13 protein-coding genes are annotated in these 12,615 nt (G+C 70.5%); 8 read left to right on the top strand and 5 right to left on the bottom strand.

Annotated features, from left to right (window positions below):
• Positions 1-110 precede the first annotated feature (110 nt).
• The 6 genes from FHR32_RS26180 (at position 111) to FHR32_RS26155 (ending at position 5,035) form a co-directional block, all read left to right on the top strand.
• Positions 111-794 (top strand): response regulator, encoded by a 684-nt coding sequence (locus tag FHR32_RS26180; RefSeq protein WP_312882702.1) that lies wholly within the window; start codon positions 111-113, stop codon positions 792-794.
• On the top strand, positions 791-1,642 hold the full coding sequence (locus FHR32_RS26175; protein ID WP_184757202.1) for a glutamate ABC transporter substrate-binding protein: 852 nt from the start codon (positions 791-793) through the stop codon (positions 1,640-1,642). The genes FHR32_RS26180 and FHR32_RS26175 overlap by 4 nt, the downstream gene beginning before the upstream one ends.
• Positions 1,643-1,792: 150 nt before the next feature.
• Positions 1,793-2,572: an amino acid ABC transporter ATP-binding protein gene (locus FHR32_RS26170; protein WP_184757200.1), complete on the top strand. Its 780-nt coding sequence runs from the start codon at positions 1,793-1,795 to the stop codon at positions 2,570-2,572.
• 12 nt (positions 2,573-2,584) lie between these two features.
• Entirely contained in the window at positions 2,585-3,421 is an 837-nt protein-coding gene (locus tag FHR32_RS26165) for a glutamate ABC transporter substrate-binding protein (RefSeq protein ID WP_512700854.1), read from the top strand.
• Positions 3,422-3,494: 73 nt separating this feature from the next.
• A complete protein-coding gene (locus FHR32_RS26160; RefSeq protein WP_184757197.1) occupies positions 3,495-4,163 on the top strand; it encodes an amino acid ABC transporter permease in 669 nt (222 codons plus the stop codon).
• The gene (locus FHR32_RS26155; protein WP_184757195.1) at positions 4,160-5,035 is read left to right on the top strand and encodes an amino acid ABC transporter permease; all 876 of its coding nucleotides are present in this window, start codon (positions 4,160-4,162) and stop codon (positions 5,033-5,035) included. The genes FHR32_RS26160 and FHR32_RS26155 overlap by 4 nt, the downstream gene beginning before the upstream one ends.
• A 109-nt stretch (positions 5,036-5,144) precedes the next feature.
• Here the strand turns inward: FHR32_RS26155 and FHR32_RS26150 are convergent, their stop codons facing one another.
• A complete protein-coding gene (locus FHR32_RS26150; protein WP_312882701.1) occupies positions 5,145-5,582 on the bottom strand; it encodes a MarR family winged helix-turn-helix transcriptional regulator in 438 nt (145 codons plus the stop codon).
• Between the two features lie 79 nt (positions 5,583-5,661).
• Here FHR32_RS26150 and FHR32_RS26145 point away from each other — a divergent pair, with 79 nt between their 5' ends.
• Positions 5,662-6,243: a TIGR03086 family metal-binding protein gene (locus tag FHR32_RS26145; RefSeq protein WP_184757193.1), complete on the top strand. Its 582-nt coding sequence runs from the start codon at positions 5,662-5,664 to the stop codon at positions 6,241-6,243.
• Positions 6,244-6,289: 46 nt separating this feature from the next.
• Here FHR32_RS26145 and FHR32_RS26140 read toward each other — a convergent pair whose 3' ends face one another.
• Both FHR32_RS26140 and FHR32_RS26135 read right to left on the bottom strand, forming a co-directional pair.
• Positions 6,290-7,255: a UDP-glucuronic acid decarboxylase family protein gene (locus tag FHR32_RS26140; RefSeq protein ID WP_184757192.1), complete on the bottom strand. Its 966-nt coding sequence runs from the start codon at positions 7,253-7,255 to the stop codon at positions 6,290-6,292.
• Positions 7,252-8,259, bottom strand: coding sequence for a glycosyltransferase family 9 protein (locus FHR32_RS26135; RefSeq protein WP_221466216.1), 1,008 nt, complete (start codon positions 8,257-8,259; stop codon positions 7,252-7,254). Before FHR32_RS26135 ends, FHR32_RS26140 begins: the two co-directional genes overlap by 4 nt.
• Positions 8,260-8,768: 509 nt before the next feature.
• On the opposite strand from FHR32_RS26135, the gene FHR32_RS26130 reads away from it, so the two are divergent.
• On the top strand, positions 8,769-9,728 hold the full coding sequence (locus FHR32_RS26130; RefSeq protein WP_184757191.1) for a glycosyltransferase: 960 nt from the start codon (positions 8,769-8,771) through the stop codon (positions 9,726-9,728).
• Between the two features lie 92 nt (positions 9,729-9,820).
• Here the strand turns inward: FHR32_RS26130 and FHR32_RS26125 are convergent, their stop codons facing one another.
• Together FHR32_RS26125 and FHR32_RS26120 are read right to left on the bottom strand one after the other, a co-directional pair.
• Positions 9,821-10,489 carry an AIM24 family protein gene (locus FHR32_RS26125; RefSeq protein WP_184757189.1) on the bottom strand — a complete coding sequence of 223 codons (669 nt, stop codon included), beginning with the start codon at positions 10,487-10,489 and terminating at the stop codon, positions 9,821-9,823.
• Between the two features lie 85 nt (positions 10,490-10,574).
• The gene (locus FHR32_RS26120) at positions 10,575-12,587 is read right to left on the bottom strand and encodes a beta-galactosidase (protein WP_184757829.1); all 2,013 of its coding nucleotides are present in this window, start codon (positions 12,585-12,587) and stop codon (positions 10,575-10,577) included.
• Between the last annotated feature and the right edge of the window lie 28 nt (positions 12,588-12,615).

The raw sequence follows: 12,615 nt of genomic DNA, 5'->3' as shown, positions 1-12,615 counted from the left end.
CGGATCCGCGAAGTGGATCCCCGTGAGCAGAAGGAACAGAAGATTCCTGGCTGTAACAAAACGCCTTTAAGATGACGCCAGCGTCAGAAGATCACGGACATAGGAGCAGCGTGACGACGGACATCACCGTCCTCATCGTGGATGACGACCCGGTCGTCACCACCGCGCTGCGCGCGCAGGTGAATCGGATCTTCGGCTTCAAGGTGGTGGGCATCGCGCATACCGGACAGGCGGCCCTGGCCGCCGCGCACCACTTCGCGCCGCGGCTCGTCCTGCTCGACCTGCACCTGCCCGACCTGCCTGGCCTGGAGGTCGCCCACCAGCTCCGGCGGCCCAACCAGCCGCCCATGGACGTCATCGTGGTCTCCGGCCAGAAGGACTCGACCGCCGTCAGGGCGGCGATGCAGCGCGGCGCCCTCTACTACCTGGTCAAGCCCACCCGGGTGGACACCCTGGAACAGACGCTGCAGAGGTACGCCGCGACCATCGCGCAACTGGCGGAGGCCGGAAGCGTCGAGCAGCAGGAGATCGACCGGATCTTCCGTTCGCTGCACCTGGACCAGACGGCCCGGCCGAAGAGCATCTCCGCGGCCACGGAGCAGTCGGTGCTCGACGCGCTGGCCGCGGCCGAGGCCGATCTGTCCGCGCACGAGATGGCGCAGGCGATCGGCGTCAGCAGGGCGACCGCCCGGCGCTATCTGGAGTATCTCGCCGAGCTGGGGCAGGTCGAGTCGGGCCTGCGTTACGGGCCGACGGGCCGCCCGCAGCACAGGTACCGGATGCGGATGCCGTGACCGCCTTCAGGGCGACGCTCGCCGCGCTGGTCTGGCTGGCACTCGCCGGCTGCGGCGTGTCCGGCTCGCCCTCGCGGCACTCGGCGTTCCCCGAGGGCTCCACCATGGCCCACGTCCAGCAGCGCGGCGTCCTCACCGTGGGCATCAAGTTCGACCATCCGCTGTTCGGCTACAAGGACCCGGCCACCGGGCGGATCACCGGATTCGACGCGGAGATCGCCCGGCTCGTCGCCAGAGACCTCACCGGCAGTGAGAGCAACATCCGCTTCATCGAGACCATACCCCGCAACCGCGAGGACTTCCTGCGGCGCGGCGTGGTCGACGTCGTCCTCGCGACATACTCGATCACGCCCGCGCGGCGCAGGCTGGTCGGCTTCACCGACCCCTACTACTACGCCGGGCAGGACGTGCTGGTCCGCGCCGGTGACACCGCCGTCCAGGACGCGGCGGACATGGGCGGAAAGAAGGTCTGCACGGCCAGGGGCTCCACCTCCGTGGACCGGCTGCGATCCGAAGTCCCCCGCGCCGAAATCGTGCTCGTCGACACCTATACGGAGTGCGTGACCGCCCTGATCACCGGGCGGATCGACGCGATCAGCACCGACGACACGATCCTGCTCGGTCTGATGATCCAGCACCCGGAACAGGTACGGCTCCTGCGCAGGCCGTTCGGCAGGGAGCCGTACGGCATGGGCATCCGCCACGAGGACACGGCCTTCCGCGACTACCTCAACACGCTGATCGCGGGCTACCTGCGCGACGGCCGGTGGGACCGCGCCTTCAGGGACACCATCGGCGTCGTGGGCGCAGTCGCCGAACAGGCCAAGCCCTCGCCCATCCCGCGCTGAGCAAAACGCGCACAACGCTTTTCGCGACACACGCGGCTTCTACCGTTACGCCAACGCCGCCCGACGCGCCCATCACCCGATGATCCGATGATCATCCATGTACGGCGCGGCCTGCGGACAGTGGACCGCCCGGACTGAAGGAGCGTGACGATGACCGTACACGGGGTGGCGACCGAGGAGCCTGCCGCCGCGGAGGCGCCGTTGGTGGTGCTGGACAAGGTCAACAAGCATTACGGCGAGCTGCACGTGCTCCGGGACATCGACCTGAGCGTCCAGCGCGGCGAGGTGATCGTGATCATCGGGCCGTCCGGGTCGGGCAAGTCCACCCTGTGCCGCGCGATCAACCGGCTTGAGAGCATCGACTCCGGCGTCATCGCCATTGACGGCACCCCGCTGCCCGCCGAGGGGCGGCAGCTCGCCCGGCTACGCGCCGACGTCGGCATGGTGTTCCAGAACTTCAACCTCTTCGCCCACAAGACGGTCCTGGAGAACGTCACGCTCGGACCGGTCACCGTGCTCGGGAAGAGCAAGGACGCGGCCGAGCGGCGGGGCCGCGAACTGCTCGACCGGGTGGGCATCGGCAACCAGGCCGACAAGTATCCGGCGCAGCTCTCCGGCGGCCAGCAGCAACGTGTCGCGATCGCCCGCTCGCTGGCCATGGACCCCAAAGTGATCCTCTTCGACGAACCCACCTCCGCACTCGACCCCGAGATGGTCAACGAGGTGCTCGACGTGATGACGGCGCTCGCCCGCGACGGCATGACGATGCTCGTGGTCACCCACGAGATGGGCTTCGCCCGCCGCGCCGCCGACCGGGTCGTGTTCATGGCCGACGGCCAGATCGTCGAGGAGAACACCCCCGACGACTTCTTCGGCGCTCCGCGCAGCGAGCGCGCCAAGTCATTCCTCGCCAAGATCCTCAGTCACTGACCCCCCATAAGGATGATCATGTTCAGACGATCCATCGTCACGGCGTTCGCCCTCACCCTTGTCACCCTGACCTCCGCGTGTGGCGGCGACGGCGGTTCCGGCTCCATCGTGGACAAGGCGAAGGACGAGAAGAAGCTCGTCATCGGCGTCAAGGCCGACCAGCCCGGTCTCGGCCTGCGCACGCCGGACGGCACCTTCGCCGGTTTCGACATCGAGGTCGCCAAGTATGTCGCCAAGGCCCTCGGCGTCGACCCCGCCAACATCACTTTCAAGGAGACCGTCTCGGCCAACCGCGAGGCGTTCCTCCAGCAGGGCCAGGTCGACATGGTGGTGGCGACGTACTCCATCACCGACGCCCGCAAGCAGAAGGTCTCCTTCGCCGGGCCGTACTTCGTCGCCGGGCAGGACCTGCTCGTCCGCGCCGACGACAGCGCGCTGACCGGGCCCGAGGCGCTCAACGGCAAGAAGCTGTGCTCCGTCGCCGGCTCGACCTCCGCGCAGAAGGTCAAGGACACCTACGCCAAGGAGGTCCAGCTCCAGGAGGAGCGGGCCTACTCCGCGTGCGTGGACCGGGTGCTCGGCGGCCAGCTCGACGCCATCACCACCGACAACGTGATCCTCGCCGGCTACGCCGCCCAGCACGTCGGCAAGCTCAAGGTGGCCGGCAAGACGTTCAGCACCGAGAAGTACGGCATCGGCCTCAAGAAGGACGACAAGCAGGGCCGGGACGCCGTCAACGAGGCGCTGACCAAGATGTTCTCCGACGGGAGCTGGAAGGCCGCGATCGAGGCCAACTTCGGCGCCGCCGGCTTCGCCGCCCCCGAGGCGCCGAAGCTCGAAAGGTACTGACCCCCCTTGCCGGTACGGCGGGCGTCGCATCCTGTCCGGCGCCCGCCGTACCCCGACCGGACTTGAGGTACCCATGAACGCACTGATCCTTGAGCGAGACACCGTCATCCTGGCCTTCTGGATGACCGTGCGGCTCACCGCGGTCAGCACCGTCGGCTCGCTCGTTCTCGGCACCCTGCTGACCGCGATGCGCGTCTCGCCGCTACCGATCCTGCGCACCGTCGCCAGCGGGTACGTCACCGTGGCCCGCAACACCCCGCTCACGCTCGTGCTCCTGTTCACCGGCCTGGGGGTGGGCGCGAACCTTGGTGTCGAGTTCTCCGACGACATCAGCGTGAACAACTTCTGGCTCGCCATACTCGGGCTGACCGCCTACACCTCCGCCTTCGTGTGCGAGGCGCTGCGCTCCGGCATCAACACCGTGCCGGTCGGCCAGGCCGAGGCCGCCCGCTCGATCGGGCTCAGCTTCCAGCAGACCCTGCGCCTGATCATCCTGCCCCAGGCGTTCCGGGCCGTGGTCGTGCCGCTGGGCAGCATCCTGATCGCGCTGACCAAGAACACCACCATCGCCCTCGTGGTCGGCGTGGCCGAGGCGTCCGTGCGGATGCGGGAGATGATCGAGGTGTACGGAGACCAGGTGATCCAGGTCTTCTTCGGGTTCGCCGTCGGGTTCGTCATCCTCTGCCTGCCCACCGGGCTGTTCTTCGGCTGGCTGTCGCGCCGCCTGGCGGTGGTCCGATGAGCACGGCGCCCTTCGGCAACCTCTACGAGGCCCCGGGTCCGCGCGGGGTCCGCCGCAATCGGGTACTGACCGTGGCCGTGACCGTGGTCATGCTCGCCGTCGCCGTGCTCGTCTACGTCAGGTTCGACGCGAACCAGCAGTGGTCGGCCGAGAAGTGGTTGCCGCTGCTCCGTCCCGACGTGTGGGTCACGTTCATCCTGCCCGGCCTGTTCGGGACGCTGAAGGCCGCCGTCGCGGGGATCTTCCTCGCCACCGTCTTCGGGTTCGTGTTCGCGGCCGCCCGGATGTCCGAGCACCGCTGGCTCAGGGTGCCCGCGGCCGTGGTCGTGGAGTTCTTCCGGGCCGTCCCGCTCCTGCTGCTCATCTTCTTCGCGTTCTTCGGCTCGTTCGTGCTCATCGGGACGAGCATCTCCGCGTTCACCGCCGTCGTCTTCGGGCTCACGCTCTACAACGGCTCGGTGATCGCCGAGATCGTCAGGGCCGGCGTCCAGAGCCTGCCCAAGGGCCAGGCGGAGGCCGCCTACGCGATGGGCATGCGCAAGGGTCAGGTCATGCGGCTCGTCCTGCTCCCCCAGGCCATCCGCACCATGATGCCCGCGATCGTCAGCCAGTGCGTGGTGCTGCTCAAGGACTCCGCGCTCGGGTTCATCGTCGGCTACGACGAACTGGTGGACCGGGGTCTCAACGGCATCGCCGCGAACTTCTCCAATGTCATCCCCGCCGCCATCGTCATCGCCGCCATCTTCATCGCCATCAACGTCACACTCGACAAGCTCGCCCACTGGCTGCACGACAACAGCGGCAGGCGAGTCCGTCCGGGAGGCGAGGCCACGCCCGCGACCGCCGAGCCCCAGCCGGTCGAAGCGCTGTAGCCGCTGGAGAGGAGGCACGCCTTCCGGAAGATCGATCAGGAGATCGAGCTGCAGCCCGTCCTGGACCAGCTGGCCCGCAGGCGGTGCGCGTGCCATGCCGTCCCGGCGGTCAAGCGCCCGTGATCTCTTCGGGAGGCAGGGCGGCGAGCGCCCGCAGGGCACGCAGGAAACCCTGCCGGTCTTCTGAGGGGAGGCGCGCCAGCAGGCGTTCCTCCTTCCGCCGGATGGCCGCCTGAGCGGAGTCGCGCACGCGGCGGCCCTCGGCGGTCAGCGACAGGACGCGAGCGCGCCGGTCGGCGGGGTCGGGGGCCCGCTCGATGAGGCCTCTCCGCTGCAGGTCGTCGAGGAACCCGATGATGCGGGTCTTGTCCGCGCCGATGGACTCCGCGAGCGCGGCCTGGGTCCGCAGCGGCCGTTCGTCCAGTGCGAGCAGGACCGAGTAGGCCCACATCGACAGGCCGTGCTCGTGCAGCACGGGCAACTCGGCGTCGATCAACGCCCGGCTCAGCGGGCTGATCATCGCGGCCAGGTCGGGACGGTCGGTCACGCCATCACACTATACGCATTGACAGATGATATACATACGTTGATGATATGCATGAGCTTACTAAAAAGAGGGGGCGCTCATGGATATCCGGGAACTGGACAGGCGTGCGGTGCGCGCGAGCATGGATGTGGTCGCCAAGGCGACGGCCGAGGACCTCGGCCGTCCGACGCCATGCGCCGGCTGGACGCTGGCCGACCTGCTCGCCCACATGACCGCCCAGCACCACGGCTTCGCCGCCGCGGCGCGGGGAACCGGAGCCGACCTGACGGTGTGGCGGGTTCAGCCGCTCGGCGGCGATGCCGTCCCGGCCTATGTCAGGTCCGCCGAGCGCGTGATGACGGCGTTCGCGGAAGACGGTGTGCTGGATCGCACGTTCGCGCTGCCCGAGTTCGGCAAGGGCCTGACGTTCCCCGCGCCACAGGCCATCGGCTTTCATTTCATCGACTACCTGGTGCACGGCTGGGACGTCGCCCAGTCTCTCGGTGTCGCGTTCACGGCGGAGCCGGAGCTGGTGGAGGCCGCCTGGCCGATCGCCCAGGCGGTCCCGGACGACGAGCGACGCCTCAGGCCGGGCGCCGCGTTCCAGCCGAGTTCGGCCGCCCCCGAGGGCGCGGCCCGCTTCGACCGTCTCCTCGCCATGCTCGGCCGCTCCCCCGCATAGGACGTGTCCGTGGATCCTCGCTACGGAGAGGATCCACGGACACGTCCTAGCGCCGGAGAAGCTCCTCCGGCTCGCGCAGCTCCTCGGTGAACCAGGAGATGGTACGGCTCAGCCCGTCGGCGATGTCCACCTTCGGCGCCCACCCCAGCCGGAAGGCCGCCAGAGAGGTGTCCGGACGCCGGACCTCCGGGTCGTCGACGGGACGGTCGACGAAGTGGATCGGCGAGTCCGAGCCGGTCAGCTCGCGGACCGTCTCCGCGAGGGCGAGCACGGTCAGCTCCGCCGGGCCGCCGATGTTGACCGGGCCCTCGAAGTCACTGTCCGCCAGGGCGAGGATGCCCTCGACCGTGTCGTCCACGTAGCAGACGGACCGGGTCTGGCCGCCGTCGCCGGTCACGGTGATCGGCTCACCGCGCAGGGCCTGGCGGATGAAGGTGGGGATGGCCCTGCCGTCGTGGGGCCGCATCCTCGGCCCGTAGGTGTTGAAGATCCGTACGATCGCGGTGTCGGTCCCGTGGGAGTTGCGGTAGGCCGTGGTCAGCGACTCGGCGAACCGCTTGGCCTCGTCGTACACGCTCCGCGGCCCCACCGGGTTGACGTTGCCCCAGTAGCTCTCCCGCTGCGGGTGCTCCAGCGGGTCGCCGTACACCTCGCTGGTGGAGGCCAGGACGAAGCGGGCGCCCTTCTCCCTGGCCAGCCCGAGGGCGTGCAGCGTGCCGAGGCTGCCCACCTTGAGCGTCTCTATCGGGTAGCGCAGGTAGTCGACCGGGGAGGCCGCCGAGGCGAAGTGGAGCACCAGGTCGACGTCGCCGGGGACGTGGACGAATCCCGTGAGGTCGCACTCCACCAGGCGGAACGCGGCCCGGCCCAGCAGATGCTCGACGTTGCGGGGTGAGCCGGTCAGGAAGTTGTCCATGCAGATCACCGCCGCCCCCTCCGCGAGCAGGCGTTCACACAGATACGACCCCAGGAGACCGGCTCCGCCGGTCACCACCACCCGTCGCGCGTTCATCGGACGTCCACCTCCAGTAGATCGACGACGGCGCCGAGGACCTCCCGGACGCCGATTTCCAGCAGGCCCTCATCGGGCAGGTTCCCCCGGGGGTCGCCGGAACGTCCCGCCCACAGGGCCACATGCGGCCCGTGGGACGGCCCCCACAGAGCGGGCGAGACGGGACCGAACAGCACCACGGAGGGGGTGGCGAACGCGGTGGCCAGGCGGGCCACGCCGGTGTCGCCGCAGACGACCAGCCGGGCCCGCGCGACCAGCGCGGCCAGCTCGCCCAGGCCGGTGCGGCCGGCGAGCACGGACGCCTCCGGCAGACAGGCGAGGGAGGCCACCCGCTCGGCGAGCGCCCGCTCCCCGGCGCTCCCCGTGATCACCACCTCGTGACCGGCCTGCCGCAGCGCGACGGCCAGCAGCGCGAACCGCTCCGGCGGCCACCGCCTGGCGGGAGCGGCCGCTCCCGGATGGACGACCACCGGCGCGGACCGCTCGGACGAGAGGTCCGGGCCGGCCGTTCCCCGGAGGGCGGCGGTCGGCGCGACCCCCCATGCCGGCGGGGCCTTCAGCCCCAGGTCCACCGGGTCGGCCGCGATGCCGTGCCAGCCGAGGAGCTCGCACCAGCGCCGGACCACGTGCGCGTCGCCCCGCCACGAGGGCCCTCGCACGTCCGGGAAGCCGGGATGGGCGTGGGTGAGCAGCAGCCCCGGATCGGTACGGCGCAGCGCGCCGATGCTCCACGGGCCCCTGCCGTACAGGTTGACCGCGAGGTCGGGGGGCGAGCCCAGCCGGAGCGGCCCCGGCCCCGGCACGTCGAGCAGCTCGTCCACCGCACCGATCAGCGGCACCAGATCGGCCAGCGAGGCGGACGCGGCCAGCACGATCCGGTGGCCGGGGTGGGCCCGCCGCAGAGCGCGCAGGGCGGGAACCGCGGCGAGGAGGCCGCCGAGACCGAGCCCGCGCAGCACCACCATGACCGGCGCATCCTCGGCCGCCTGCCTGCCGGAGATCATGACAGCTCCCGGACCGTCACGGTCATGACGGCTCCGCGGGCGGGCAGACGGCCACCTCACACGCGGGGAGGGGGAAGGGGCGCCGGCCGTACTCGCGGCGGCTGAGCCGCCCCCTCTTCTCCGGGGCCGCCGCCTTCACGCCCGTCACAGGTGCCGCCGGGTCATGGAAGATCGCGTTTATCCCGAGAAATCTCATGGATTCGCCTCTCTGCTGTAACTGGTTAACTACCGAGCGCAGCGATTCCCAAAACGAAAGAACGGGGAAAAGTCACGGTAAGAGACCTGCATATAACTACATGTCACTACCTGTGGCTTTTTGGGGGGTTTGTTCATCGGCCCGCCGAGTCCGATGACGAGACCACGCCGGAGATGCCTGTGCCCAGCCGCGAACACCCATCCGCCGTCCTGTCCGACCGCCACGGAACGCCGGTCACGGATGCCCCCCGCAGTCCCGGTTCCCGCGGGGAGGAGCCCAGGGCCGGATTCCGTGCGGCCCCCGGGGCCCGTCGATGAGGATCCTGCTCTGGCACGTGCACGAGTCGTGGACGACGGCGTTCGTCCAGGGCACGCACGACTACCTCGTACCGCTCCTCCCCGACCGCGGCCCCGACGGGCGTGGCCGGGCACGGACCTCCTCCTGGCCCGCCACCGTGCGCGAGGTGCCGTGGAACCGGCTCTACGGCGAGCACGTCGACCTGATCGTCCTGCAGCGCCCGCATGAGCTCGACCTCGCCCAGAGCTGGCTACGCCGCCGCCCGGGCCGGGACGTGCCTGCCGTCTACGTCGAGCACGACGCGCCGGAGGGGAACGCGCCCGGCACCCGGCACCCGCTGGCCGGCCGCGACGACATCCCGCTGATCCACGTGACCCACTTCAACGAGCTGTTCTGGGACTCCGGCAGGGCGCCCACCGAGGTGGTCGAGCACGGCGTCGTCGACCCCGGCCACCGCTACACGGGTGAACTCCCGCGCGCCGGTGTCGTCGTCAACGAACCGATCCGGCGCGAGCGGGCCGCCGGAACGGACCTGCTGCCGAGGTTCGCCGCCACGACGCCGCTCGACGTCTTCGGCACGAAGGTCACCGGCCTGCCGCACCGGCTCCGCTTCCCGTTCGGAACCTTCGAGGACCTGCCGCAGCAGGCGATGCATGCCGAACTCGCCCGGCGGCGCGTCTACCTGCATCCCTACCGGTGGACCTCGCTCGGGCCCTCCCTGATCGAGGCCATGCTGCTCGGCATGCCCGTCGTGGCGCTGGCCACCACCGAGGCCGTGGAGGCGGTGCCACCGGACGCGGGAGTGATCTCGACCCGCGTCGCCACCCTCACCGACGCGCTGCGGGGCTTCGTCACCGACCCGGCGCGGGCCCGGCAGTGCGGGAAGGCCGCCCGAGCCTCCGCGCTCGCCCGCTACGGCCTCGGCCGCTTCCTGTCCGACTGGGACGGCGTGCTCGACCGGACCGCCGGACGCTGAGCCGCCGGCCGGGCGCCGTACCCCGGGTGACCCTCTGTACGGAGAAAGGCCGGCCGTACGGAGAAAGGCCGGCCGGCCGCGCGGTGCGGTGGTCAGCCGCCGGTCTGCGGAACGATCGGGCCCTCGCTGGCCTGGACCAGGACGAAGCCCTGCCCCTGGAACGCGAGCTGCGCGGCCTCGCCGCTCCCCCGCCCGATGAGCGCCCCCGCCTTGAAGGTGCGGTTGACGCCCACGCGCAGCCCGGCGCTCCAGCACACCGCGGACTGGCTGTCGGCGAAGGTCGGCGCCAGGGAGGTGTCGAGCAGCACCGGCGCGCCGTGCGCGGTGACCGCCACCCAGCCGGTGCCCTGGACGGTGGTGTTGAACAGGCCGCCGGTGACGATGCCGGCGCCCTGCAGCCGCTGGATGTCCCAGGCGAGCTGGGGATCGAAGGCCAGCAGGTTGGCCCCGTTGACGGTGATCGCCTCGTTCTCCAGGTAGAACAGGTGCACGTCGTCGGCATTGTTCGCCAGGAAGAGCGGGCCCTGCCCGCGTACCCGCATCAGCGGCGCGCCCTCCCCCGTCACCATCTTCTTCAGGAAGCGGCCGACGCCTCCGGACCCCTCGTAGTCGAAGTCCATCTGCCCCTGGAAGGCGACCATCGATCCCTGCCGTGCCAGCACCTCCCCGTTCAGCTGCACCCGCAGCATCTTGGGGTTCTGCAGGACGAAGTGGCCGGGCACCTGGCCCTGGTCCATGTTGCCGAAGAACGGACTGCGCACAGGAGTGCCTTTCAGCGTCGGAGGAGTCGCACCAGTACTGACGGACGGACCGGGAAGGGAGTTCCCGCGGCCGGCGAGAACTCCGTCAGACGGGTGTGGCCGCCGGGCGGAGCAGGGCCGCCCCTCGGGACGCGAGCCGTACGTGGTCCGACGGGCCGGCGCCGGCGAGGTCGTCGCACATCGGCGCCGGCAGGGGTACGGTGACGGCTTCCGCGGAGTGGTTGAGCAACACGTAGCGGAGGGTTCCGTCGGCCGCCTGCCGTACCCGCGCCTGCACACCGGCGGGCAGGCCGGGAAGGACGGGCCGGACGCCCGCCTCCTCGCCGGCGCGCCGCAGCAGTTCGCGCATCGTGGCGGGGTCGGGGAGCGTGCCGAGATACCAGGCGGCGCCCAGCCCGAAACGGTGCCGGGTGACCGCCGGCAGGCCGGTGAGCTCTCCGCCGGAGAAGGACGCGACGGCCTCGGCCCCCTCCAGCGTGATCTCCTCCGACCACAGGCTCCCCCTCCCCCGGGACAGCTCCACGCCGACGCCGTCGTCAAGCGGCCAGAACTCCTCCACGCGCAGACCGAGCATCCGCCGGAAGGGGGCCGGGTAGCCGCCGAGGTGGACCCGGTCGCACGGGTCGACGATCCCGGAGAAGAAGGACATCAGCAGCGTCCCACCGCCCTCGACGTACCGTTCGAGGTTGGCCGCCTCCTCCTCGCCGGCCATGTAGAGGTTGGGCACGACGACCAGCCGGTAGCCGGACAGGTCACCGCCCGGCCGGACGATGTCACACGCCACGTTTTCCTGGTAGAGGGGCAGATAGTGGGCGAACACGAGGTCGTCGAGACGGAGGTCGGCGTTGGGGCGGGCGGCCTGTTCGAGCCCCCACCAGCTCTGCCAGTCCAGGACGACGGCCACGTCGGCACGGGGCGACCGCGCGCCGAACAGCTCCGGCACGCTCGCGAGCTCCTGGCCGAGCTCCCGCACCTCCCGGAAAGCCCGGGTGTCCGTGCCACCGTGCGGGACCATCGCCGAGTGGTACTTCTCGGCCCCGCCGCGCGACTGCCGCCACTGGAAGAACATCACCGCGTCGGCGCCGTGCGCGACGGCCTGCCAGCTCCACAGCCGCATGACGCCGGGTGGCTTGGGCGCGTTGCGGGCCCGCCAGTTGACGGCGCTCGGCGCCTGCTCCATGAGCAGGTACGGCTGACCGCCCCGCAGCGAGCGCATCACGTCGTAGGAGAGGGCGGCCCTGGGCGCGGCGTGCTCGTCGTGCGGATCGGGGTAGGAGTCGTAGCTGACGACATCCAGGTGGGAGGCCCACTCGAACAGGTCGAGGGTCTTGGCCAGCGGGACGAAGTTGGTCGTGGCGGGCACCTCGGGGGCGATCCGGTCGAGGATCCGCTTCTCGGTGAGATAGCAGGCGAGCAGCTCGTCGGAGCCGAACCGGGCGAAGTCGATCTGCTGGGCGGGGTTGGGGAAGGTCGGTGCGGTGCGGGGCGGCAGCACCTCCTCGAAGGAGGCGTACCGCTGCGACCAGAAAGCCGTCGACCAGGCGTCGTTGAGCGCCTCGACGTCGCCGTAGCGCTCGCGCAGCCATTCGCGGAAGGATCCGGCGGAGACGTCGCAGTAGCACGCCCGCACGTGGCAGCCGTACTCGTTGCCGATGTGCCACATGGCCAGCGCCGGGTGGTCGCCGTAGCGCTCGGCCACGGCGGAGACCAGACGTGCCGCGTGCTCCCGGTAGACCGGGCTGGAGGGGCAGTAGTGCTGGCGCGCACCCGGCCAGAGCCGGGTCCCGTCCGCCCGTTCCGGCAGCACCTCGGGGTGGCGGGCGCTCAGCCACGGAGGCGGGGAGGCGGTCATGGTGGCCAGGCAGACGCCGACACCGCCGTCCGCCAGCCGGTCCATGATCCGGTCGAACCGGCCGAACTCCATCCGATCCGGCTCCGGCTGCACGAAAGCCCAGGAGAAGATGCCCAGGCTGACCAGGTTGACCCCGGCCTCCCGCATCAGCCTGACGTCCTCGGCGTGCACCTCCTCCGGCCACTGCTCGGGGTTGTAGTCACCGCCGTAGGCGATGCCCCCCAGACGCCGGTACAGCCGATCCATCCGGTTCAACTCTTGACGCTCCCTTCTG

It is taken from the genome of Streptosporangium album, from assembly GCF_014203795.1.
GTDB classification, from domain to species: Bacteria; Actinomycetota; Actinomycetes; order Streptosporangiales; family Streptosporangiaceae; genus Streptosporangium; species Streptosporangium album.
The sequence above is the reverse complement of the archived record's forward strand: the minus strand, read 5'-3'. Positions and strand labels throughout refer to the sequence as shown.

Excerpts from the sequence above, each read along its gene's own strand:
- FHR32_RS26170 (WP_184757200.1), top strand. The coding sequence starts at position 1,793 with ATGACCGTACACGGGGTGGCGACCGAGGAGCCTGCCGCCGCGGAGGCG.
- FHR32_RS26165 (WP_512700854.1), top strand. The coding sequence starts at position 2,585 with ATGATCATGTTCAGACGATCCATCGTCACGGCGTTCGCCCTCACCCTT.
- FHR32_RS26160 (WP_184757197.1), top strand. The coding sequence starts at position 3,495 with ATGAACGCACTGATCCTTGAGCGAGACACCGTCATCCTGGCCTTCTGG.
- FHR32_RS26155 (WP_184757195.1), top strand. The coding sequence starts at position 4,160 with ATGAGCACGGCGCCCTTCGGCAACCTCTACGAGGCCCCGGGTCCGCGC.
- FHR32_RS26145 (WP_184757193.1), top strand. The coding sequence starts at position 5,662 with ATGGATATCCGGGAACTGGACAGGCGTGCGGTGCGCGCGAGCATGGAT.
- FHR32_RS26140 (WP_184757192.1), bottom strand. The coding sequence starts at position 7,255 with ATGAACGCGCGACGGGTGGTGGTGACCGGCGGAGCCGGTCTCCTGGGG.
- FHR32_RS26135 (WP_221466216.1), bottom strand. The coding sequence starts at position 8,259 with ATGATCTCCGGCAGGCAGGCGGCCGAGGATGCGCCGGTCATGGTGGTG.
- FHR32_RS26130 (WP_184757191.1), top strand. The coding sequence starts at position 8,769 with ATGAGGATCCTGCTCTGGCACGTGCACGAGTCGTGGACGACGGCGTTC.
- FHR32_RS26120 (WP_184757829.1), bottom strand. The coding sequence starts at position 12,587 with ATGGATCGGCTGTACCGGCGTCTGGGGGGCATCGCCTACGGCGGTGAC.